The organism is Pseudomonas sp. P4_B4 (genome assembly GCF_056402255.1).
In genome coordinates this window covers 371,983-395,239 of sequence record NZ_JBFUHS010000001.1, presented here as the reverse complement: position 1 = coordinate 395,239, position 23,257 = coordinate 371,983, and the positions used below count along the sequence as shown (strand labels likewise).

Below are 23,257 nucleotides of genomic sequence, written 5' to 3'. Positions count from 1 at the left end.
CTCGTTCAGGCTTCGGCCAACCAATCGCGGTCTTGCAGGAAGTACTCGGTCAGGCGCGCTTCTTCGCTACCGGGCTCGGCCTTCCAGTCGTAACCCCAGCGCACTTGCGGTGGCAGCGACATCAAGATCGACTCGGTACGCCCACCCGATTGCAAGCCGAACAGCGTGCCGCGGTCGTAGACCAGATTGAATTCAACGTAGCGGCCACGGCGGAATTCCTGGAACTCACGCTGTTGGGCGGTGAACGCATCGTTTTTGCGGCGCTGCACGATCGGCAGATAAGCGTCGATGTACGCGTCGCCGATGGCGCGCATGAAGGCGAAGCTGGTGTCGAAGTCCCACTCGTTCAGGTCGTCGAAAAACAACCCACCGATGCCTCGCGGCTCGTGGCGATGCTTGATGTGGAAGTAGCTGTCGCACCAGGCCTTGAAACGCGGGTAGACGTCCGGTCCGAATGGCGCACAGGCCTGCTCGGCGACGCGGTGCCAGTGGATGCAGTCTTCTTCGTTGCCGTAATACGGGGTCAGGTCAAAGCCGCCACCAAACCACCAGACCGGTTCTTCACCTTCTTTTTCCGCGATGAAAAAGCGCACGTTGGCGTGGGAAGTCGGCACATGGGGGTTGTGCGGGTGAATCACCAGCGACACGCCGAGGGCTTCGAAGCCACGGCCGGCCAGTTCCGGTCGATGAGCGCTGGCAGACGGTGGAAGACCGCTGCCGAAGACATGGGAAAAGTTGACCCCACCCTTTTCAATCACCGCGCCGTTTTCTATCACACGGGTGCGACCGCCACCGCCCGCTGGCCTGGTCCAGGCGTCTTCGACGAATTGCGTGCCACCGTCTTCGGCTTCCAGGGCGGAGCAAATGCGGTCTTGCAGGTCGAGCAGGTAGGCTTTTACGGCCTCGGTGCGGGTCGTCATGTCATCACCTTGAATCGGGCAAAACAACGCGGCGCTCCATTGGAGCTCAGCCTGCGCAAATGGGCGCGTAGCATACCATCGCAAGTCACCCCGTCGCAGTTGACGAAGATCAAGCTTAGGAGTCCGATAGGGAGCTTGGTAAAACGACCTATGGAGAGTTCTGATGGCAAAGCGTATCCAGTTCCGCGCCCATGGCGGCCCCGAAGTGCTCGAATATGTGGATTACCAACCCGCCGAGCCAGGTCCGAAGGAAGTGCGCGTGACCAACAAGGCCATCGGCCTGAACTTCATCGACACCTATTACCGCAGCGGCCTGTACCCGCCGCCGTCCCTGCCGTCGGGTGTCGGTTCAGAAGGTGCGGGCGTGGTCGAGGCGGTGGGCAGCGACGTGACCCGCTTCAAGATCGGCGATCGCGTGGCCTATGGCAGTGGCCCTCTGGGCGCCTACAGCGATGTTCACGTCTTGCCCGAAGCCAATCTGGTGAAACTGCCGGACGCCATCAGCTTCGAACAGGCCGCCGGCGTGATGCTCAAGGGCCTGACCGTGCAGTACCTGCTGCGTCAGACTTATGAACTCAAGGGTGGCGAAACCATCCTGTTCCATGCCGCGGCCGGAGGGGTCGGTTCCCTGGCTTGCCAATGGGCCAGGGCCTTGGGCGTGAAGCTGATCGGCACCGTCAGCTCGGCGGAGAAAGCCGCTTTGGCCAAGGCCAACGGTGCATGGGCGACCATCGACTACAGCCATGAAAATGTCGCGCAACGCGTGCTGGAATTGACCGACGGCAAAAAAGTCCCGGTGGTGTACGACGGCGTTGGCAAGGACACCTGGCTGACCTCACTCGACAGCGCCGCGCCGCGCGGGCTGGTGGTGAGTTTCGGCAATGCGTCCGGCGCGGTCGACGGGGTGAACCTGGGGATCCTGGCAGGGAAAGGCTCGCTGTACGTGACCCGGCCAACACTGGGCACTTATGCGAACAACGCCGAGAATCTGCAACGCATGGCCGACGAGTTGTTCGAGATGATCATCGGCGGCAAGCTGACCGTGGACATCAGCCAGCGTTATCCACTGGCTGACGCGGCGAAGGCGCAGACCGAGTTGTCGGCGCGGCGCACGACAGGTTCGGTTGTTTTGTTGCCATAACCCTCTATGGCGAGAGAGCTTGCTCCCGTTGGGCTGCGCAGCAGCCCTGCATTCGGCAACTGTGTAGTTTCAGTTACAACGCGACTGCAGATTTTGCGGGTGCTGCGCACCCGAACGGGAGCAAGCTCCCTCGCCACATGTCCATCCAGCTTTAGTCCGGGCGCACAACCTTGCCGGTCGCCAGATCGCGAATCACGCTCGGGTTCTTGCGCCCGCCCAGATTGCCACCCAGCACCAGATCCACCTGGCCACGGAAATACTGTTCGACGCGAATCCGCGTACGTGCCGCCGGGCGTCCCTGCGGGTTGGCCGACGTCGACACCAGCGGCCCGACCAGCGCGCACAAGTCCCGCACCAGTGGGTGATCGCTGACCCGTAGCGCCACGGTTTCATGCACGCCGGTAATCCACTCCGGCAGCAGGTTCTGGTGCGGCACCAGCCAGGTGTTCGGACCCGGCCAAGTGCTGGCCATGCGATCCATCCACAACTCGGGGAAGTCTTCGAAGAGGAAATCGAACTGACGGATGTTGTCGGCGACCAGAATCAGCCCCTTATCCACAGACCGGCCCTTGATCAGCAGCAGACGCTCCACCGCTTCCTCGTCCCACGGGTCGCAACCCAGGCCCCAGACTGCTTCGGTTGGGTAGGCAATCACCGCCCCGGCGCGAATTGCTTGCGCGGCTTGTTGCACACGCCAACTGTTGACCATGAAAAACACTCCAGACTAAGGCTCTGCGCAGTTTACCGATCTTGTTTATAAAACCTAGCTCACCCGCGCAAACCAGCGCCCGCTTTCGCACACGGCGCGGCCATCCATTTCCAGTTCCGTCAGCGCCGCCAGCACTTTCGGCAAGGCCCAGCCGCTTGCGTCGGCCAGCGCTTCACTGGTGTGAGGCGCGGCATGCAGCAGTTTCAGCAGTGGGTGAGTCGTCGTAGGGGTGCAGGTTTCTGTAGATAACGACAGTCGTTGCCAGCCGCGCAAGGCTTCAAGGATATGTTCGATGGTTTCCACCAGCACCGCACCGTCCCGAATCAACTGATGACAGCCGCGGGCGCCGGGGTGATGGATCGACCCGGGCATCGCAAACACCTCACGCCCCTGTTCCGCCGCCAGCCTCGCGGTGATCAGTGAACCGCTGGCGACACTGGCTTCGACCACCAGCACCCCGAGTGACAAACCACTGATGATCCGGTTGCGCCGGGGGAAGTTGCTAGCGCTGGGGCCTGCATCCAGCGGAAACTCCGAAAGCACTGCGCTACCCGAAGCGATCATGGCGTCCGCCAAGCGTCTGTTTCGCTGTGGATAAAACTTCTCGAGCCCCGTACCGAGCACACCGACCGTTTGCCCGCCGACGTCGAGCGCGGCCTGGTGCGCGGCAGCGTCAATGCCCAGGGCCAGGCCGCTGGTAATGACAAAACCGGCACCCGCCAGGCTGCGGGAAAACGCGGCAGCGGTGTCCATCCCCGGCCGGGACGCGCGACGGCTGCCGACCATCGCCAGTTGTGGTTTTTCCAGAATGCCCGGATCGCCCGCGACAAATAACAGCGGCGGTGCATCGCTGATTTGTGCCAACAGGGCCGGGTAGTCCGGTTGGTCCCACATCAGTAAATGCTGGGCCGGATGCTCCAGCCAGGCCAATGCATGACTGGCGCCATCACGGATCTCAGTGCTACGCCTGGCCTCGGAACAGGCCAGTGGCAAACCCAGCGCGCGCCAGGCACTGGCCGGTGCGCTGATCGCTTTGGACGCCGAGCCAAAGGCTTCAAGCAGCTTCTTGAACCGTGCCGGACCGAGTTCCGGCAAACGGTGCAGACGTAATCGAGCTTCCAGTTCCGCGGGGGAAACCGGTGTAACAGTAGGCAGCGACATGGATCATCCTTGATCGTAATAAGCACCCGTACAAACGGGAATAAGCTGTGGATAACTCTGTTGGTAACTTGTGAAGCACTCTTACGGATTTCGCACCTTGTCCATCACCGACAGCGAGCGCGAAGCGCTGAGCACCAGCCCATAGCTGAGCTTGTCGTAGGTACGGAAAACCATGAGCAGACCGGCGCGCTCATCGGGAATTTTCAACGGCTGGCCGGTGATCCGGTCCCGCACGGTTTCGCCGGTTTTCATCACCGCCAGCAGATTGCCTTCGGCCAGGCCGTCGCGCTGCCCCTTGTTCAGCGTAACCACGTCCAACTCGCCGATCTGCGTGACCCCACGCGGCACATCGATGATCAAACCGCTGATTTCGTGGCTCGGTGCGCTCGGCGTGAAGGTCGAGTTGATCGCGTGCTCTTCACCGCTGAACAAGCGATCGCCGAGGCGGACCTCCTGGGTCGTGCGTTGCAACTCCAGGGTGGCAATATCACCTTCGATCGCCACGACCTCGCCGCCGCCGATGTCGTCGGCGTTGATCCCCAGGATTTCCTTGCTCTGCGGATCGGTGTAGACCTTGCCTTGGCGGAAGATGCCGTACGCCGGTTGCGACGGATCGAAATGGCCGCGGGCAAAGATACGGTCACCCGCGCCGCTGAGTACGCGTTCGGCATCGCCGGCGACGATATAGGGCGCCTTGTCGAATTCCTCGGCCTTGTCGACGATGCGGTTGCTCAGCAGAAAGCTGTTGATCGATTTCAGCGCAATGCCAGGGATAGCCTCGGTCACTGGGCTGCTGCGCACCTGAGGCGACAGCTTTATGGTGGGAATATCTTCCCGAAGTTGCACTTGCCCGTACGCCAGACCGGCCGAAGCCAGGAGCAGCAGGGCGAGTAGTGATTTCCTCATGCGGTGAATCCCTTTATTATGTACGTTCGCGTGAAACGCCAGAGCCCTCAGTGGCTCGCTCCCGGCTTGCTTGTCAAAACTTGCTTGTCAACAGAAGGGAGCTACGTTTTACAACGGTAGCCTGCATTTCTTCGGACCCGCCAGGCCATCGACCCGACCTTACTTCACACGTGCACTAATCAAGCTTATGGCCATTTTAAACATCCTCGAATTCCCTGATCCGCGTCTGCGCACTATCGCCAAACCAGTGGCCGTAGTGGACGACGAAGTGCGTCAGTTGGTCGACGACATGTTTGAAACAATGTATGAAGCGCCTGGCATCGGCCTCGCCGCTACCCAGGTCAACGTGCACAAACGTATCGTCGTGATGGACCTCTCCGAAGACCGCAGCGAACCGCGAGTGTTCATCAACCCCGAGTTCGAACCGCTGACCGACGAGATGGGCCAGTATCAAGAAGGCTGCCTGTCTGTGCCGGGTTTCTACGAAAACGTCGATCGCCCGCAACGGGTCAAGGTCAAGGCGCTGGACCGCGACGGCCAGCCTTACGAACTGATCGCCGAAGATTTGCTCGCCGTGTGCATCCAGCACGAATGCGACCACCTCAACGGCAAATTGTTCGTTGATTACCTGTCCACGCTCAAACGCGACCGCATCAAGAAGAAACTGGAAAAGCTTCATCGCCAGAACGCCTGATGCCCATCTTCAAAGGCTTGCTGCGGCAAGCCTTTTTCTTTTCAAGAGACGTCACCCATGACTGAGCCACTGCGCATCGTCTTTGCCGGCACCCCCGAATTCGCCGCCGAACACCTCAAGGCGTTGCTCGACAGCCCTTACGAGATCGTCGCGGTCTACACACAACCGGATCGTCCGGCCGGTCGCGGGCAAAAACTGATGCCGAGCCCGGTCAAGCAGCTTGCTCTAGAGAACAATATCCCGGTGCTGCAACCGCCCACCTTGCGCAACGAAGATGCTCAGGCTGAACTGGCTGCACTGAAGCCGGACTTGATGGTAGTGGTCGCCTACGGTCTGATCCTGCCGCAAGTGGTGCTGGATATTCCGCGCCTGGGTTGCATCAACAGTCACGCCTCACTGTTGCCACGCTGGCGTGGTGCGGCGCCGATCCAGCGCGCCGTGGAAGCGGGAGACGCCGAAAGCGGCGTGACCGTGATGCGCATGGAAGCCGGCCTCGATACCGGGCCGATGCTGCTCAAGGTCACCACGCCGATCAGCGCCGAAGACACCGGCGGCAGCCTGCACGATCGCCTGGCCGAAATGGGCCCGCCGGCCGTGGTCCAGGCGATTGCCGGCCTCGCCGACGGAACCCTGGAGGGCGAAGTGCAGGACGACAGCCTCGCTACCTATGCGCACAAATTGAACAAGGACGAAGCACGCATAGACTGGAGTCGCCCGGCGGTTGAGCTGGAGCGTCTGGTCCGTGCCTTCAACCCGTGGCCGATCACCCACAGCACCTTGAACGGCGAAGCCCTGAAAGTGCTGGCCGCAAACCTCGCTGAAGGCAAAGGCGCCCCGGGTGAAATCCTCGGCGCCAGCAAGGACGGTCTGATCGTCGCGTGCGGCGAGCAGGCCCTGTGCCTGACTCGTCTGCAATTGCCCGGCGGCAAGGCGCTGAACTTCAGCGACCTGTTCAACAGCCGCCGTGAGAAGTTCGCCACCGGCACTGTCCTCGGTCAAGCGGCGGACGCTCAATGAACCCGCGTCTGGCCGCCGCCAAGGCACTCGCTGCCGTCCTGAACGGAAAAGCCTCGCTCAACAGCTCACTGCCGATCCAACTGGACAAGGTCGAGGACCGTGATCGCGGCTTTACCCAGGACCTGGCGTTCGGCACCGCGCGCTGGCAGCCACGCCTGTCGGCACTGGCGGCCAAGCTGCTGCAAAAACCATTCAAGGCGGCCGACGCCGATGTCGAGGCGCTGTTGCTGGTCGGTCTCTATCAGCTGCTCTATACCCGTGTCCCGGCCCACGCCGCCATCGGTGAAACCGTCGGTTGCGCCGACAAGCTGAAAAAACCCTGGGCCAAGGCATTGCTCAACGCTGTGCTGCGTAATGCTCAGCGCGAAAGCGAAACGATTTTCGCCGAGCTGGAACGTGATCCGGTGGTACGCACCGCTCACCCACGCTGGTTGCAAAAATCCCTGAAGGCGTTCTGGCCAGAGCAATGGGAAGCCATTTGCGCGGCGAACAATGCGCATCCGCCGATGATCCTGCGGGTCAACCGTCGCCATCACAGCCGTGATGCCTACCTCGGTTTGCTGACTGACGCGGGAATTGCCGCCACGCCGTGTGTCTACAGCCGCGACGGTATCGTACTCGACGCCGCCGCCGATGTACGCAGCCTGCCGGGTTTCGCCGAGGGCTGGATCAGTGTGCAGGACGAAGCCGCGCAACTGGCCGCTGATCTGCTCGACCTGGCCCCAGGTCAACGGGTGCTGGATGCCTGCTGCGCGCCAGGTGGCAAGACCTGCCATATTCTCGAGGCCGAGCCAAAACTGGCTGGCGTCGTGGCAGTAGACCTGGAAGCCAAGCGGCTGGTGCGGGTGCGGGAAAACCTCGAACGCCTGAAACTGAGCGCCGAACTGATTGCTGCCGACGGTCGCGACACTCAGGCGTGGTGGGACGGCAAGCCGTTCCAGCGCATCCTGCTGGACGCACCATGTTCGGCCACCGGTGTGATTCGTCGTCACCCGGACATCAAGCTGACCCGCCAACCCGACGACATCGCCGCGCTGGCGCTGCTGCAGGGCGAGTTGCTCGATGCCATGTGGAAAACCCTGGAAGTGGGCGGCATCCTGCTGTACGCCACCTGTTCCACGCTGCCGACCGAAAACACCGAAGTCATCGCAGCCTTCCTCGCCCGTACGCCGGGTGCTCGTGAACTGGACCTCGCCACGGCGGCCGGCATCAAGCAGCCCCATGGTCGCCAGTTGCTGGCCCAGGAAGGCGGCCACGACGGGTTCTACTACGCCAAGCTGATCAAGATCGCCGCCGCTCGCGGTTAAATGGATTCAATGGAGTGACTGGATGAAAATCATCATCCTCGGAGCAGGGCAGGTGGGCGGCTCGCTGGCGGAACACCTGGCCAGCGAAGCCAACGACATCACCGTGGTCGACACCGATGGCGAACGCCTGCGCGATCTCGGCGACCGCCTGGACATCCGCACGGTACAAGGTCGCGGCTCGTTCCCGACCGTGTTGCGTCAGGCCGGAGCGGATGACGCGGACATGCTGGTCGCCGTGACCAACAGCGATGAAACCAACATGGTCGCTTGCCAAGTCGCCCACACCCTGTTCCACACCCCGACCAAGATCGCCCGGGTTCGCGAAGCCGCGTACCTGACCCGTGAGGAGCAATTGTTCCAGAACGAAGCGATTCCAGTGGACGTGCTGATCAGCCCGGAACAAGTGGTGACCAACTACATCAAGCGCCTGATCCAGCACCCCGGCGCCTTGCAGGTAATCGACTTCGCCGAAGGCAAGGCGCAACTGGTGGCAGTGCGGGCGTACTACGGCGGGCCACTGGTGGGCCAGCAACTGCGGCAGTTGCGTGAACACATGCCGAACGTGGAAACCCGCGTCGCGGCGATTTTCCGTCGTGACCGGCCGATCCTGCCCCAGGGCGACACGGTGATCGAGGCCGACGACGAAGTATTTTTCATCGCTGCCAAGGCGAACATTCGTGCGGTGATGAGCGAAATGCGCCGTCTCGACGAAACCTACAAACGCATTGTCATCGCCGGTGGCGGGCAGATTGGCGAGCGTCTGGCCGAGGCCATCGAAAGCCGTTATCAGGTGAAAATCATCGAGATGAACCCGGCACGCTGCCGTCATCTCTCCGACACACTGGACAGCACGGTGGTGTTGCAGGGCAGTGCTTCGGACCGCGACCTGCTGATGGAAGAGAACATTGCCGACGCCGACCTTTTCCTGGCCCTGACCAACGACGACGAAGCCAATATCATGTCTTCGCTGCTGGCCAAGCGCCTGGGTGCGAAGAAGGTGATGACCATCATCAACAACCCGGCTTATGTCGATCTGATCCAGGGCGGCGACATCGACATCGCCATCAGCCCGCAACTGGCGACCATCGGCACCTTGCTGGCCCACGTACGCCGTGGCGACATCGTCAGCGTGCACTCACTGCGCCGAGGTGCGGCTGAAGCCATCGAGGCGATTGCCCATGGCGATGCGAAATCGAGCAAGGTCATCGGCAAGGCCATCGAGAACATCGGCCTGCCACCGGGCACTACCATCGGTGCGATTATCCGTGACGAAGAAGTGATCATCGCCCACGACGACACCGTGATCGAAACGGGCGACCATGTAATTTTGTTCCTTGTGGATAAAAAGCATATTCGCGATGTGGAGAAGTTGTTCCATGTGGGGTTGAGCTTCTTCTGATCCTTTAGACCGCCTTCGCTGGCAAGCCAGCTCCTACAGAGAATCGCGCATAACCTGTAGGAGCCGGCTTGCCGGCGAAGACGATTTTGCAAACGACACCCATTCGGAAATATCGCCATGATCGAATCCCTGGAAAAAATGCTCGCCAAGGGTGTGGATAACGCTTTGCTACGCTTCGGACTGGGCAAGGGCTATCTGGATCTGGGGGAGAACGCCAAGGCTGCGGAGCATTTCCAACGCTGCGTCGAATTCGATCCGAAGTATTCGGCGGCGTGGAAACTACTGGGCAAGGCCCATCTGGCGCTGGCGGACTTTGCGGCCGCGCGGCAGGCCTGGGAGCAAGGCCTGGAAGCCGCTCGCGGCCATGGCGACAAGCAGGCCGAGAAGGAAATGACAGTGTTCCTGAAGAAGCTCGAGCGTCAGGCGCACTGATCAGAGATAACGCAAACCGATGCCCTCGGCATCCACCAGCACCACCTCCATGCGTACCCGCGGCGCGCCTGTGGGTAAGTCCTGCACCTGACCGTAAACAACCGCCCCCCGGGGCAGCGTCGACAGTTGCGGATGCTTGACGTAAACGCCGGTGGTCGACAGGTTGCGCGTCTGCCCCAGGCAATCACCGATGCTTTCGTGACTGATCTTGATTCGGAACGACTTGCGGTGTTCGGACATCTTCTGCGCCCTTGAATGAACGGTTGTGGATAACCCCGATGCCAAGGTTATCCACAGATCATGCCAATTGAATCAATACCAACGCTCTTCACCCGGTGGACGCTTCTTGAAGCGCTTCATGCTCCACATGTACTGGCTCGGGTACGCCCGCACATAGCGCTCGACCACCTGGCTCATGGCCGCACAGGACTCCGCCGTGTCAGTGCTGTACATGGCCTCTGGCGCGGCCTCAAGGATCACTTTGTAGCCTGAACCGTCCGGCAGGCGCAGGGCGTGCAGGAACACGCCGACCGCTTTGCCGCCGGCCAGCATGTTCGGTACGAACTTGCTGGTCAGCGCCTGAGTGGCGAAGAACGGCACGAAAATCCCGGCGGATTCGGCCGGTTCCGGGTCAGCAGGAATACCCACTGCACCACCTTTGCGCACTTCCTTGATGACGCTGAGGATGCCTTCTTTTGTGGAAGCGGCGACCTTGTTACCCAACTGCACCCGCTGCTTTTGCAGCAATTCATCCACAGCCTTCAACTTCGGCGGACGATAGAAAATGATCGGTTTGCACTGGCTGCAATAGAAGTGGTTCAGCACCTCCCAGTTGCCTAGGTGGCTGGTGATGCCGACCACGCCTTTGCCGGAGGCGAGGGCGTCCTTCAATATGTCGAGGCCTTCGACTTCGCGCACCAGGTCGATGGAGCGCTGGGCCGGCCAGATCCAGGCGCAGGCGCTTTCGGTCAGGGACTTGCCGATGTCCTTCAGGCTCTGACCCACCAGGCGCTCACGCTCGGCGGGGTCCATGTCCGGAAAGCACTTGGACAGATTGATCCGTACCACGTCGCGGGAACGGTTCGGGGTTTTCCACATGACCCAGCCAATCGCCGAGCCCACGGCCTGCACGGCCCGCCACGGAAGCAGGGCAAACAGCCGCAGAGCGCCTACCAGCAAGGCGCCTTTCAACTTATCCACAGGTCACTCCTGATTTTGTGCTGTGCGCGAGGCGGCCATTCTAACCGCCGTTCGCCAACTGCGCGTAGCGGTCGCAGTCCCGGGTGTGATCCATGACCATGCCCGAGGCCTGCATCAGCGCGTAGCAAATGGTCGGCCCGACGAACGTGAAACCGGCTTTTTTCAGGCCTTTGCTCATTTCCACGGCGGTCGGCGTCACGGCCGGGACTTCGCTGCGATCCTTGAAATGATTGATCACAGGCGTGCCACCGACAAACGACCAGAGAAACGTCACCGGATCCTCCAGCGCCAGCCACGCCTGGGCATTACGCCGGGCGGCGTTGAGCTTGAGGCGGTTGCGGATGATGCCGGGATCGAGCATCAACTCGTCGATTTCGGCATCGCTCATCTGCGCCACTCGCTGGACATCAAAACCGAACATCACCTGGCGATAATGCTCGCGTTTACGCAGCACAGTGATCCAGGAAAGCCCGGCCTGGAACCCTTCGAGCAAAAGCAACTCGAACAATCCCTGCGCATCGCGTAGCGGCGTGCCCCACTCCTGATCGTGATATGCCATGTACAGCGGATCTTCGGAACACCAAAAGCAGCGTGGCATAAGGCTCCAGGGGGCGTGCGCAGCAATGAATCGGGTATACTCCCGCTCTTTAAATCGCAGCCCAAGAAACAGGTGAATTTCGTGAGCCAGCCTACGCCAGCCGTGCGTACCTTCCAAGACTTGATCCTCGCCCTCCAGCAATACTGGGCCGAGCAAGGTTGTGTGGTACTTCAGCCCTACGATATGGAAGTAGGCGCCGGCACTTTCCACACCGCAACGTTCCTGCGCGCCATCGGCCCGGAAACCTGGAACGCTGCCTACGTGCAGCCAAGCCGCCGTCCGACTGACGGCCGCTACGGCGAAAACCCGAACCGTCTGCAGCACTACTACCAGTTCCAGGTGGTCCTGAAGCCGAACCCGGACAACTTCCAGGAACTGTACCTGGGCTCCCTCAAGCATGTCGGCCTGGACCCGCTGGTCCACGACATCCGCTTCGTCGAAGACAACTGGGAATCGCCGACCCTCGGCGCCTGGGGTCTGGGCTGGGAAGTCTGGCTCAACGGCATGGAAGTGACCCAGTTCACCTACTTCCAGCAAGCGGGCGGCATCGAGTGCTATCCAGTGACCGGCGAGATCACCTACGGTCTCGAGCGTCTGGCCATGTACCTGCAAGGCGTGGACTCGGTCTACGACCTGGTCTGGGCTGACGGTCCGTTCGGTAAAGTGACCTACGGCGACGTGTTCCACCAGAACGAAGTGGAGCAGTCCACTTACAACTTCGAACACGCCAACGTCGACAAGCTGTTCGAACTGTTCGATTTCTACGAAAGCGAAGCCAAGCGCCTGATCGAACTCGACCAGCCGCTGCCGTTGCCGAGCTACGAAATGGTGTTGAAGGCTTCCCACACCTTCAACCTGCTGGATGCGCGCCGGGCAATCTCGGTGACCGCGCGTCAGCAATACATCCTGCGTGTACGCACCCTGGCGCGTTCCGTTGCGCAAGCCTACCTGCTGGCTCGCGCCAAGCTGGGCTTCCCGATGGCGACCCCGGACCTGCGTGATGAAGTACTGGCCAAGCTGGAGGCTGCACAATGAGTGCTCTGGATTTTCTGGTTGAACTGGGCACTGAAGAACTGCCACCCAAAGCCCTGAACACCCTGGCCGAGGCGTTCCTCGCCGGTATCGACAAGGGCCTGCAAGCTGCCGGCCTGAACTACGAGAGCAAAACCGTCTACGCCGCGCCGCGCCGCCTGGCCGTGCTGATCACCGCACTGGCCACCCAGCAGCCGGATCGCAGCATCAACCTCGACGGCCCGCCACGCCAGGCCGCGTTCGATGCCGAAGGCAACCCGACCCAAGCGGCACTGGGCTTTGCCAAGAAGTGCGGCGTCGACCTGAGCGAAATCGATCAGAGCGGCCCGAAACTGCGCTACAGCCAGAGCATCGCCGGCAAGGCGACCGCGAGCCTGCTGCCGACCATCGTCGAAGATTCCCTGAACGACCTGCCGATCCCGAAACGCATGCGTTGGGGCGCGCGCAAGGAAGAGTTCGTTCGTCCGACCCAGTGGCTGGTGATGCTGCTCGGTGACCAGGTCATCGACTGCACCATCCTCGCCCAGAAGGCCGGCCGCGACTCCCGTGGCCACCGCTTCCATCACCCGGAAAACGTGCGCATCGGTTCGCCGTCCAGCTACCTGGCCGACCTGCGTGCCGCCTACGTGCTGGCCGACGCCAACGAGCGTCGCGAGATCATCAGCAAGCGCACCGAAGAGCTGGCCACCCGCCAGGAAGGCACGGCAATCGTTCCGCCTGCCCTGCTCGATGAAGTGACCGCGCTGGTCGAATGGCCGGTGCCGCTGGTGTGCTCGTTCGAGGAGCGCTTCCTCGACGTGCCGCAGGAAGCCCTGATCACCACCATGCAGGACAACCAGAAGTACTTCTGCCTGCTGGATGCCGACGGCAAGTTGCTGCCACGTTTCATTACCGTGGCCAACATCGAGAGCAAAGATCCACAGCAGATCATCGCCGGTAACGAGAAAGTGGTTCGCCCACGCCTGACCGACGCCGAGTTCTTCTTCAAGCAAGACAAGAAGCAGAAGCTCGAAGACTTCAACCTGCGCCTGCAGAACGTGGTGTTCCAGGAGAAACTCGGCAGCGTCTACGACAAGGCCGAACGCGTTTCCAAGCTCGCCGCCTTCATCGCTCAGCGCATCGGCGGCAACACTGCGTGGGCAGCCCGTGCGGGCCTGCTGTCGAAGTGCGACCTGTCGACCGAGATGGTCGGCGAGTTCCCGGAGATGCAAGGTGTCGCCGGTTACTACTACGCCCTCAACGACGGCGAGCCGGAAGATGTCGCACTGGCGCTGAACGAGCAGTACATGCCGCGCGGTGCCGGCGCTGAGTTGCCGAGCACCCTGACCGGTGCGGCCGTGGCCATCGCCGACAAGCTCGACACCCTCGTGGGTATCTTCGGTATCGGCATGCTGCCGACCGGCAGCAAAGACCCGTACGCCCTACGCCGTGCCGCACTGGGTGTGTTGCGTATCCTGATCGAGAAGCAACTGGATCTGGACCTGAACGACGCGGTGGCCTTCGCTGTGAATGCATTCGGGACCAAGGTCAAGGCTGCCGGCCTGAACGAATCGGTGCTGGAGTTCATCTTCGACCGCCTGCGTGCCCGTTACGAAGACGAAGGTGTCGATGTTGCGACCTACCTGTCGGTACGTGCCCTGAAGCCAGGCTCGGCCCTGGACTTCGACCAGCGCGTGCAAGCGGTTCAGGCTTTCCGCAAACTGCCGGAAGCTGCCGCCCTGGCCGCGGTGAACAAGCGCGTGTCGAACTTGCTGAGCAAGGTCGAAGGCACCGTTCCGACAGTCGTGGAAGCCAAGTACTTCGACAACGCCAACGAGTTCTCCCTGTACTCGGCGATCCAGCAGGCTGACCAGGCTGTACAGCCAATGGCCGCCTCGCGTCAGTACAGCGAATCCCTGGCACGCCTGGCTGCACTGCGCGAGCCGGTGGATGCGTTCTTCGAAGCCGTGATGGTCAACGCGGAGGACGCAAAAGTCCGCGCCAACCGTTATGCGTTGTTGGCGCGCCTGCGTGGGTTGTTCCTCGGCGTCGCCGACATTTCGCTGCTGGGTTGAGGGATTGCTGTTGAAACTGCTGATTCTCGATCGGGACGGAGTGATCAATTACGACTCCGACGCTTACATCAAGTCGGTGGAGGAGTGGATTCCACTCCCCGGTTCGATCGAAGCCATCGCGCAGTTGAGCAAGGCCGGCTGGACGGTAGCTGTCGCGACCAACCAGTCGGGCATCGCTCGCGGTTATTACGACCTCGCCACCCTGGATGCCATGCACGAGCGTTTGCGCGCGCTGGTGGCAGAGCAGGGCGGTGAAGTCGGGCTGATCGTCTACTGCCCGCACGGGCCGGACGAAGGCTGCGATTGCCGCAAGCCGAAACCCGGGATGTTGAAAACCATCGCCGCTCATTACAACGTGTCGCTGACCAATCTCTGGTTCGTCGGCGACAGCCTTGGTGACCTGGAAGCCGCCAAAGCCGTCGATTCACAGCCAGTTTTGGTAAAGACCGGGAAAGGCGAAAAGACTTTGGGTAAAACCCTTCCGGTTGGCACATTGATTTTTGACGATCTGGCGGCGATTGCCGCAGAACTTATCCACAATTAGAGTGCTTCTGAAATTCCTGATAAAGGACCCATCAGGAGTGCGCTTTATACAGGCGGGCAATGCCCGCAACGGTAAACGTCACCATGTCGATATTGCAGGCCATCAGAACCTTCCTCTTTTACCTGCTGCTGGGCACCAGCTCCTTGCTGTGGTGCAGCCTGAGTTTTTTTATCGCGCCGTTTTTGCCTTTCAAGGCGCGTTATCGCTTCATCAACGTGTATTGGTGCCGCTGCGCCCTGTGGCTGAGCAAAGTGTTTCTGGGCATTCGCTACGAAGTGAAGGGTGCCGAGAACGTACCTGAACGGCCTTGCGTCATTCAGTCGAACCACCAGAGCACGTGGGAGACGTTCTTTCTCTCTGCTTACTTTTCACCGCTGAGCCAGGTGCTCAAACGTGAATTGCTCTATGTGCCGTTCTTCGGTTGGGCCATGGCCATGCTGCGACCGATCGCCATCGATCGCGACAACCCGAAAGCCGCACTCAAGCATGTTGCGAAGAAGGGCGATGAACTGCTCAAGGACAATGTTTGGGTGCTGATCTTCCCTGAAGGCACGCGCGTTCCTTTCGGCACCGTCGGAAAATTCTCGCGCGGTGGCAGCGCATTGGCGGTCAACGCCGAATTGCCGGTGCTGCCGATTGCGCACAACGCAGGCAAGTTCTGGCCGAAAACCGGTTGGGCGAAGAAGCAGGGCGTCATCACTGTGATCATTGGCGCACCGATGTATGCCGAAGGCAACGGGCCACGAGCCATTGCCGAATTGAACGACCGGGTCCAGGCGTGGAACGAGCAGATGCAACGGGAAATGGGCTCGCTGCCACCGGCTCCGCAAGCCCCGGTTTCAAACGATCAGGTGGCTGTCTGAGATTCTGTGGATAACCTGTGTACCGTTTCCTTGAAAACCGTCGTTATTTGTACGTAACTTCATGATTTTTTTACATATTTCTCAGAGAGATAAAAACCATAAAAGCGTGCATAAGTTTTTTTCGGACGTAAAAAAACCGGCTGATATAGCCGGTTTTTTTATGCCCGGAACAATCGCAGACTGTCGACATGACAGGGCGACCTGGGTCGCTCGCTTTCATTCTGTAAACAGTGGAAATTGCAGCCTGAATGTCGTGCCCTGACCCACCTCGCTGTGACACTCGATTCGCCCGCCGTGCCGATCCACAACGGCTTTGACCATCGATAATCCCAGCCCCACGCCATCAATACCCTGGGCGGAAGAAAAGCGTCGGTATTGGCTGAACAGTTCGGGTAACTCCTCAGCGGCGATGCCTTTGCCCTGATCGATGAGCTCACAGATCAGCCAGCCGTCGCGTTGACTGACGCGCAAACGGATACGAGTACCTGAAACACTGTATTTGATGGCATTTTCCAGCAGATTGAACAATGCCCGGGTCAGCAGCGCCTGATCCGCCAGAACCAGACTTTCCTGTGCCTCTTCTTCTACTTGATGAACCAGTTCGATCTGTTTCAACTGCGCAATGGGCAGCGCTTGGTCGAACACATCCAGCACCAGCATCGCAAACAGGCTCGGCTGAAACTGATAAGCCTCGGACTCGGCCCTCGCCAGTTGAACGAAACCGTCAGTCAGTTCCAGGGCCCGGCGTACCTGTAGCTCGATTTGATCAAAGAGTTGCGAATCACCACCCACCTGATGACGGTGGACGTCGAGCAACGCGAGGATGGCCGAGTGAGGCGCCCGCAGGTCGTGGGACAGGAACCGCAACAGGACCGCGCGCTGTTCCTCCGCATCGCGCTCCACACTCAAATCAGTCAGGTTCCATAGCCAGCCGACCGGAATATCACCGTCTACCGGCAACAACCCGGCACGCTCCAGACGCAGGCTGCGTTCCTTGAGGTCGCGAAACTCCAGCAGCGGCAGTGTCGATAAAGACGAGCCCGGCCCACGGCTCATATCCGGATAACCGAGCTGTCTAAGTCGCCCGAGCACATCATCGCCGACCAGATCCCCGCCAAACAGGTCGCGAGCCTTGCGGTTGCCGAGCAGAATCTGGCCTTGGGGATCGCTGATCAACGTGGCCACCGGCAAGTACTCCAGGCCATCGGCAATGAATCGGTGGGTATCGCGGGTCAGGCTCATGGCTTGTTCCAGCGCCATGATCTGCTTCTGCAATCGGTCGCCACCGGGATACTGGGCACGACGGCGCTCCGGAAACACTTTCGGCTCGCTGTCCAGCCGCGCCAATTCCCAACCGAAATAGGTCAGCACCACACTGAGGCGCCGCCAGTTCCAGATCAGATAACCAAACAGCATCCCCAGCACCGCAGGCGTCGGTGACCACCACCAGCGCTTGAACTCCGCAAGGCCGGCGCTGATCAGCAACGCACAAGCCATCCCCGTGAGCGTCAGCCAGAGCGCCAGGCGCGGGCGCCACAGCAACAGCCCAAGCACGCACGTCACCAGACCAAGGGAAAGCCATGCACTCAAGCCTGGGGATGCATCGCCCAAGTTGATTTGCGCGCGATAGGACAGCAACGTCGTCAGCGGCAACAGCACGAGACTTATCCACAACCACTCGCGCACCAATTGCCGAAACAATCGCTGCACTTGGCTTGGCTCTCGGCTTTCACGGCGGCGTTGGTCAAACATGGCCAACGGGGGAGGGCGGGGTGAATGGGTTCATGGTTCCTACGCCTGAGGTTTCGACTCAAAGAATCATAGCGGACGCCGCGACCAACGGCGGGCCGCTTGCTTTCGCTGTATCGATTGAGCCGCTATCGTCGATAAAGAGCTGCCCAAGCGACAAGGAATCACCCTGTATGCGCGTTGCGATACTGGACGATGAGCCCGCCGAACTGCGCCGGGTCGAACAAACCCTGCAACAGATGGCCGAAGCCGGAGAGCAGCCGTGGTCGCTGTACAGCTTCGAACGGGGCGAAGACCTGTTGCGCCTACTGCGTAGGGAAACTTTCGACCTGCTGATCCTCGACTGGCAACTGCCTGACCTCACGGGTTTGTCATTGCTGCTCTGGACCCGCGAGCACATGGAAGCGCCGCCTGCGGCAATCATGCTCACCAGTCGCGACGGCGAAAGCGATATCGTTCAGGCCCTGAATGCCGGCGCCGACGACTACGTCAGCAAACCGTTCCGCCCCAATGAACTGAAAGCCCGTGTTGGCGCGGTCCTGCGCCGGCATGGCCAGCAGCGCGCGGCGGCCGAAGGGTTGAGCTTCAATGATCTGGTTTTCGACGACGCCGAACTGACCGTCACTCGCGACGGCAAACCAATCGTCATGACCGAACGCGAATACCGCCTGGCGCATTGCCTGTTCAGCAACCTCGGTCGACCGCTGTCGCGGGATTACCTGTACGAACGACTCTGGCCCCATGAAGAAATGTCGTCGTCCCGGCCGCTGGACACCCACATCTATCGTCTGCGCAACAAGCTTGGCCTGACGGCGGATCGCGGTTGGCAGTTGCTGACGATTTACGGGTATGGGTATCGGTTGGAGAGTGTGGCGCCCGTAGCCGAATAGCCCATTAGCATTTACGTTCAGGTGGAGGCTTGAATCTCAATGGTCACTCTTCCACCGACTTTCCATGAAGTTTCTTCGCGGCGGACTCCACTTGTTTGATACTGCTTTCGGGAACAGGTAGATCCTCCGGCATGGTTCCTCCCAATTCGGCAATGGTCTCTCGTACCTTTCTACCTACTTCCAGATGAACCTGATTGGCCTGGTGCTTACCTTGGACGTTATCGCGGCGTAATTTTTCTTCAGCTTGTGTCGCACGAAACAAATTGGCAGCCAGTTCAGTTGAACCCATGTAATCCAGAATTTTCTGACTCTTTTTAAGCCCTTTGCGTTGGTGAATGGCTTTCTGATCAAGCCCGCCATATAGCCCCTGGTATCCATGATTCTGGAAAATGGCGAAGTCCAAGCCTGTTTCAACTCCGGCTTGCTGCGCCGCTTCAACCAATTGCTTGTTGTGCTCACGCAGTTCATTACGCAGTAACAAACGCTTCTGATCGTCCCTTAGCTTCTGAAAGGTGACGTCATCTGCCAATTCCTGACGTCGAGTCTGGAGCGCGAAGTAAGTCTGCCCCGCGGCAATAACCGGCTTGGTAGGGTCGCCATTCTGTACGATCAGATAGCAAGCATAACGAGAGAGCCGGACATCCTTCAGTTCCCGCTGGGAACCCGACCCCAGAGAAACCATTCTGGTGGAGTCAACAAAATGGTTGGTGACCAGGTGATTACTGAGCTCACAAGCCTGTATAGCCTTGCCAATGACATTCTCGAAGTTCCGCCACTCTCGGTACTCCAACAGAGGCGCAAGCTCTCGGGCAGACCAGTATTCAAAACCATCGTTCGATAGGTGCTTCAGGCCCTCAAAAGACTGATGCTGCTCGCTCAAAGGTAATCCCTCCACAGGATTGGATATCCAGAACCGGTTCGATTCGATAACCCGGTTGAGCGTTGCATCGACACCAAAACTAATCAATGGTGTATTAACAAATGCAAACATAGTTACCGCGTAGTCGCAGACAGCGCCATCACGCCAAAGCAATTATCCAAAAATAAAAAGCCCGGCGAATCAGAAATCCTCCGGGCTTGATTTTGCTTCACAGACAGCTACAACCCATTCGATCAGAAGTCCAGGTTGGACACCGCCAGGGCGTTGCTCTCGATGAAGTCACGACGTGGTTCGACCGCATCACCCATCAGGGTGTTGAAGATCTGGTCCGCGCCAATGGCGTCTTCGATGGTCACTTTGAGCATCCGGCGCTGGCTTGGGTCCATGGTGGTTTCCCACAGCTGATCCGGGTTCATTTCGCCCAGACCTTTGTATCGCTGGATGGTGTGACGCTTGGTGCTTTCAGCCATCAGCCATTCAAGGGCTTCCTTGAACTCGGTCACCGGCTTCTTGCGCTCGCCACGCTGGATGTACGCGCCGTCGTCCAGCAGGGTGCTCAGTTGAGCGCCTAGCGAAACGACAGTCTTGTAATCGTTACTGCCGAAGAAGTCGCGGTTGAAGGTGACGTAGTTCGACAGGCCGTGGGAGATCAGTTCGACCTCTGGCAGCCAGACGTTACGTTCACGATCTTCACGCAGGCTGGCTTTGTAAACCAGGCCGGACTTCTCTACGGTGCGCAAGCGAACTTCGTACTGAGCCAGCCAATCTTGCATTGCTGCATGATCGGACAGTTGCTCCATGCTCACCGCTGGCAGGTAGATGAAGTGCTCGGTCAGCTCCTGTGGGTACAGGCGCGACAGACGCTTGAGGGTCTTCATCACCAGACGGAAGTCATTCACCAGACGCTCAAGCGCTTCACCGGAGATGCCAGGTGCTTCTTCGTTCAGGTGCAGGCTCGCATCTTCCAGGGCCGACTGCGTCATGTACTCTTCCATGGCCTCGTCGTCTTTGATGTATTGCTCTTGCTTACCTTTCTTGACCTTGTAAAGCGGTGGCTGAGCGATGTAGATGTAGCCGCGTTCGATCAGCTCCGGCAACTGACGGAAGAAGAAGGTCAGCAGCAGGGTACGGATGTGCGAACCGTCGACGTCAGCATCGGTCATGATGATGATGTTGTGGTAACGCAGCTTGTCGATGTTGTACTCGTCGCGGCCGATGCCGCAGCCCAGCGCGGTGATCAAGGTGCCCACTTCTTGCGAAGAGATCATCTTGTCGAAGCGCGCCTTCTCGACGTTCAGGATCTTGCCCTTCAGCGGCAGGATGGCCTGGGTCCGACGGTTACGCCCCTGCTTGGCGGAACCGCCAGCAGAGTCACCTTCCACGAGATACAGTTCGGAAAGGGCAGGGTCTTTTTCCTGGCAGTCAGCCAGTTTGCCCGGCAGCCCGGCGATATCCAGCGCGCCTTTACGACGGGTCATTTCACGGGCTTTACGCGCCGCTTCACGAGCACGCGCCGCATCGATCATCTTGCCGACGACCAGCTTGGCTTCGTTCGGGTTTTCCAGCAGGAAGTCGGAGAAGTACTTGCCCATTTCCTGTTCGACCGCGGTCTTCACTTCGGAAGACACCAGCTTGTCTTTGGTCTGGGAGCTGAACTTCGGATCCGGTACTTTCACCGAAATGATCGCGGTCAGGCCTTCACGGGCATCGTCACCGGTGGTCGCGACTTTGTGCTTCTTCGCCAGACCTTCGGCTTCGATGTAGGTATTCAGGTTACGCGTCAGTGCGGAACGGAAACCCACCAGGTGAGTACCGCCATCGCGCTGTGGAATGTTGTTGGTGAAACACAACAGGTTCTCGTTGAAGCTGTCGTTCCACTGCAGGGCGATTTCCACGCCGATGCCGTCTTCGCGCTGAATGTTGAAGTGAAACACCTGATTGACCGCAGTCTTGTTGGTGTTCAGGTATTCAACAAACGCTCGCAGGCCGCCTTCGTACTTGAACAACTCTTCCTTGCCACTGCGCTCATCCTTGAGGACGATGCCGACACCGGAGTTGAGGAAGGACAGTTCACGAATCCGCTTGGCCAGGATGTCCCAGCTGAAGTGGATGTTCTTGAACGTCTCGGCCGATGGCTTGAAGTGAATCTGGGTGCCGGTGGTTTCACTCTCACCAACGATTTTCATCGGCTCTTGTGGAACACCGTGGACGTAAGTCTGTTCCCAGATTTTGCCGCTGCGGCGAACGGTCAGGACCAGTTCTTTGGACAGTGCGTTCACCACCGACACACCTACACCGTGCAGGCCACCGGATACTTTGTAGGAGTTGTCGTCGAACTTACCGCCGGCATGCAGTACGGTCATGATGACCTCGGCTGCCGAAACACCTTCTTCTTTGTGCACGTCTACCGGGATGCCACGACCGTTGTCGCGAACGGTGATTGACTCATCCGGGTGAATGATGATGCTGATGTCGTCGCAGTGGCCGGCGAGAGCTTCGTCGATCGAGTTATCGACCACTTCGAACACCATGTGGTGCAGACCGCTGCCATCGTCGGTGTCACCAATGTACATACCGGGACGTTTGCGTACGGCATCCAGGCCTTTCAGCACTTTAATGCTCGTTGAGTCGTACGTATTTTCTTCGCTCAATGCCTTCACTCCCGATGGTCGTGGGTCTGGGTGATACGGCCCTGTTCCACGTGGAACAGAGCGACTGGCGTTTCCGTCTGCCAGCCTTCCCTCAATAATTCGTGATCTACACAGGTGATAAATACCTGGCAGCGTAAGTCTTCCAACAAGCGGCAAAGGGCGCGACGGTGTTGCTCGTCCAGTTCGGACGGCAAGTCATCCACCAGATAAATACACTGACCGCGTCGAGCCTGGCTGACCAAGTGCCCTTGGGCAATCCGCAACGCGCAAACCACCAACTTCTGCTGGCCACGGGACAAGATGTCCGCAGCGTTATGCGCGCCCAGTCTGAGCCGCAAATCAGCACGTTGTGGTCCGGCCTGGGTATGCCCCATTTGCTGGTCCCGCTGAAGAGACCCGGCGAGCACAGCACTCAGTTCACGGTCCTTGTCCCAGCCGCGGTAATAGCTGAGCGTCAAGCCTTCAAGCTCAACCAGTTCGCTCAAGGTTTGTTCAAAGACTGGTTTCAAGGCTTTGATATAAGCGCGGCGGTATTCATCAATTTCAGCGCTGGCCTGGCACAGTTCCCTGTCCCAAACCGCTTGCGAAACGGCGTCAAGTGTACCATGCCGCAGCCAAGAGTTTCTCTGGCGCAGGGCCTTCTGCAAGCGTTGCCAGGTTGACATGAAGCGCGGTTCCACGTGGAACACACCCCAGTCGAGAAACTGCCGACGAATCTTCGGCGCACCTTCCAGCAATCGAAAGCTGTCCGGATTGATCAGTTGCAGTGGCAAGATCTCGGCCAGTTGCGCGGCGCTGCGCGCATTCTGCCCATCGATACGGATCTGGAATTCGCCTTGGCGATCCCGAGAAATGCCCAAGGCGCTATGCCCACCCTCCGCCAGTTCAACCTGGCCAAAGACTGTGCACGCCAGTTGTTCGTATTGAATGACCGGCAACAGACGGGTGCTGCGAAATGAACGGGCAAGCCCCAGCAGATGGATGGCTTCCAGAACACTGGTTTTGCCGCTGCCGTTGGCGCCGTAAAGAATATTGATGCGGGGGGAGGGGGAGATGGTCACCGGGTGCAGATTGCGCACCGCGGTGACCGAGACGCGACTTAAGGACATC

Annotated in this window: 22 protein-coding genes; 11 read left to right on the top strand and 11 right to left on the bottom strand. The window is 59.6% G+C overall.

What is annotated here, in order from left to right; genetic code table 11:
* Window positions 1-5: 5 nt before the first annotated feature.
* Window positions 6-920 (bottom strand): oxygen-dependent coproporphyrinogen oxidase, encoded by a 915-nt coding sequence (gene hemF, locus AC1DVE_RS01855; RefSeq protein WP_223455138.1) that lies wholly within the window; start codon window positions 918-920, stop codon window positions 6-8.
* A 163-nt stretch (window positions 921-1,083) separates the two neighbouring features.
* Between hemF and AC1DVE_RS01850 the strand changes: the two genes are divergently transcribed.
* On the top strand, window positions 1,084-2,061 hold the full coding sequence (locus AC1DVE_RS01850; protein WP_223455140.1) for an NADPH:quinone reductase: 978 nt from the start codon (window positions 1,084-1,086) through the stop codon (window positions 2,059-2,061).
* A gap of 151 nt (window positions 2,062-2,212) precedes the next feature.
* Here AC1DVE_RS01850 and tsaC read toward each other — a convergent pair whose 3' ends face one another.
* From tsaC to AC1DVE_RS01835, 3 genes are all read right to left on the bottom strand, one after another.
* Entirely contained in the window at window positions 2,213-2,770 is a 558-nt protein-coding gene (tsaC, locus tag AC1DVE_RS01845) for an L-threonylcarbamoyladenylate synthase type 1 TsaC (protein WP_057397341.1), read from the bottom strand.
* A gap of 54 nt (window positions 2,771-2,824) precedes the next feature.
* Window positions 2,825-3,931: a DNA-processing protein DprA gene (dprA, locus tag AC1DVE_RS01840; protein WP_223455142.1), complete on the bottom strand. Its 1,107-nt coding sequence runs from the start codon at window positions 3,929-3,931 to the stop codon at window positions 2,825-2,827.
* 81 nt (window positions 3,932-4,012) lie between these two features.
* Entirely contained in the window at window positions 4,013-4,837 is an 825-nt protein-coding gene (locus AC1DVE_RS01835) for a peptidoglycan-binding protein (protein ID WP_223455144.1), read from the bottom strand.
* A gap of 187 nt (window positions 4,838-5,024) precedes the next feature.
* On the opposite strand from AC1DVE_RS01835, the gene def reads away from it, so the two are divergent.
* The 5 genes from def to AC1DVE_RS01810 all read left to right on the top strand — a co-directional run bounded on the left by def (window position 5,025) and on the right by AC1DVE_RS01810 (window position 9,686).
* A complete protein-coding gene (gene def / locus AC1DVE_RS01830; RefSeq protein ID WP_008045730.1) occupies window positions 5,025-5,531 on the top strand; it encodes a peptide deformylase in 507 nt (168 codons plus the stop codon).
* Window positions 5,532-5,588: 57 nt separating this feature from the next.
* The gene (fmt, locus tag AC1DVE_RS01825) at window positions 5,589-6,548 is read left to right on the top strand and encodes a methionyl-tRNA formyltransferase (protein WP_477783681.1); all 960 of its coding nucleotides are present in this window, start codon (window positions 5,589-5,591) and stop codon (window positions 6,546-6,548) included.
* Window positions 6,545-7,855 carry a 16S rRNA (cytosine(967)-C(5))-methyltransferase RsmB gene (gene rsmB, locus AC1DVE_RS01820; RefSeq protein ID WP_223455148.1) on the top strand — a complete coding sequence of 437 codons (1,311 nt, stop codon included), beginning with the start codon at window positions 6,545-6,547 and terminating at the stop codon, window positions 7,853-7,855. Before fmt ends, rsmB begins: the two co-directional genes overlap by 4 nt.
* Window positions 7,856-7,877: 22 nt before the next feature.
* Window positions 7,878-9,254 carry a Trk system potassium transporter TrkA gene (trkA, locus tag AC1DVE_RS01815; RefSeq protein ID WP_075946934.1) on the top strand — a complete coding sequence of 459 codons (1,377 nt, stop codon included), beginning with the start codon at window positions 7,878-7,880 and terminating at the stop codon, window positions 9,252-9,254.
* Window positions 9,255-9,371: 117 nt separating this feature from the next.
* Window positions 9,372-9,686 (top strand): tetratricopeptide repeat protein, encoded by a 315-nt coding sequence (locus AC1DVE_RS01810; protein ID WP_057397334.1) that lies wholly within the window; start codon window positions 9,372-9,374, stop codon window positions 9,684-9,686.
* On the opposite strand, the gene AC1DVE_RS01805 is transcribed toward AC1DVE_RS01810, so the two are convergent.
* The 3 genes from AC1DVE_RS01805 to tag all read right to left on the bottom strand — a co-directional run bounded on the left by AC1DVE_RS01805 (window position 9,687) and on the right by tag (window position 11,484).
* Window positions 9,687-9,926 carry a PilZ domain-containing protein gene (locus AC1DVE_RS01805; protein ID WP_477783680.1) on the bottom strand — a complete coding sequence of 80 codons (240 nt, stop codon included), beginning with the start codon at window positions 9,924-9,926 and terminating at the stop codon, window positions 9,687-9,689.
* Between the two features lie 72 nt (window positions 9,927-9,998).
* A complete protein-coding gene (locus AC1DVE_RS01800; RefSeq protein ID WP_223543163.1) occupies window positions 9,999-10,886 on the bottom strand; it encodes a lysophospholipid acyltransferase in 888 nt (295 codons plus the stop codon).
* 40 nt (window positions 10,887-10,926) lie between these two features.
* Complete coding sequence (tag, locus tag AC1DVE_RS01795; protein WP_477783679.1) at window positions 10,927-11,484, bottom strand: DNA-3-methyladenine glycosylase I; 558 nt, start codon at window positions 11,482-11,484, stop codon at window positions 10,927-10,929.
* 81 nt (window positions 11,485-11,565) lie between these two features.
* On the opposite strand from tag, the gene glyQ reads away from it, so the two are divergent.
* The 4 genes from glyQ (at window position 11,566) to AC1DVE_RS01775 (ending at window position 15,977) form a co-directional block, all read left to right on the top strand.
* Window positions 11,566-12,519, top strand: coding sequence for a glycine--tRNA ligase subunit alpha (gene glyQ, locus AC1DVE_RS01790; protein WP_003187265.1), 954 nt, complete (start codon window positions 11,566-11,568; stop codon window positions 12,517-12,519).
* Entirely contained in the window at window positions 12,516-14,570 is a 2,055-nt protein-coding gene (gene glyS / locus AC1DVE_RS01785; RefSeq protein ID WP_477783678.1) for a glycine--tRNA ligase subunit beta, read from the top strand. Before glyQ ends, glyS begins: the two co-directional genes overlap by 4 nt.
* A 4-nt stretch (window positions 14,571-14,574) precedes the next feature.
* Window positions 14,575-15,114, top strand: a complete 540-nt coding sequence (gene gmhB / locus AC1DVE_RS01780; RefSeq protein ID WP_165798734.1) for a D-glycero-beta-D-manno-heptose 1,7-bisphosphate 7-phosphatase — start codon at window positions 14,575-14,577, stop codon at window positions 15,112-15,114.
* A gap of 83 nt (window positions 15,115-15,197) precedes the next feature.
* Window positions 15,198-15,977: a lysophospholipid acyltransferase family protein gene (locus AC1DVE_RS01775; protein ID WP_223455494.1), complete on the top strand. Its 780-nt coding sequence runs from the start codon at window positions 15,198-15,200 to the stop codon at window positions 15,975-15,977.
* Between the two features lie 216 nt (window positions 15,978-16,193).
* On the opposite strand, the gene AC1DVE_RS01770 is transcribed toward AC1DVE_RS01775, so the two are convergent.
* Window positions 16,194-17,729 (bottom strand): sensor histidine kinase, encoded by a 1,536-nt coding sequence (locus AC1DVE_RS01770; RefSeq protein ID WP_223455156.1) that lies wholly within the window; start codon window positions 17,727-17,729, stop codon window positions 16,194-16,196.
* Window positions 17,730-17,899: 170 nt separating this feature from the next.
* Between AC1DVE_RS01770 and AC1DVE_RS01765 the strand changes: the two genes are divergently transcribed.
* Entirely contained in the window at window positions 17,900-18,616 is a 717-nt protein-coding gene (locus tag AC1DVE_RS01765; RefSeq protein ID WP_223455158.1) for a response regulator transcription factor, read from the top strand.
* 43 nt (window positions 18,617-18,659) lie between these two features.
* Here the strand turns inward: AC1DVE_RS01765 and dinD are convergent, their stop codons facing one another.
* The 3 genes from dinD to recF all read right to left on the bottom strand — a co-directional run bounded on the left by dinD (window position 18,660) and on the right by recF (window position 23,256).
* Window positions 18,660-19,607 carry a DNA damage-inducible protein D gene (gene dinD / locus AC1DVE_RS01760; protein ID WP_263290207.1) on the bottom strand — a complete coding sequence of 316 codons (948 nt, stop codon included), beginning with the start codon at window positions 19,605-19,607 and terminating at the stop codon, window positions 18,660-18,662.
* A gap of 122 nt (window positions 19,608-19,729) precedes the next feature.
* Window positions 19,730-22,147 (bottom strand): DNA topoisomerase (ATP-hydrolyzing) subunit B, encoded by a 2,418-nt coding sequence (gyrB, locus tag AC1DVE_RS01755; protein ID WP_223455160.1) that lies wholly within the window; start codon window positions 22,145-22,147, stop codon window positions 19,730-19,732.
* 5 nt (window positions 22,148-22,152) lie between these two features.
* A complete protein-coding gene (gene recF, locus AC1DVE_RS01750; RefSeq protein WP_223455162.1) occupies window positions 22,153-23,256 on the bottom strand; it encodes a DNA replication/repair protein RecF in 1,104 nt (367 codons plus the stop codon).
* Window position 23,257 lies beyond the last annotated feature (1 nt).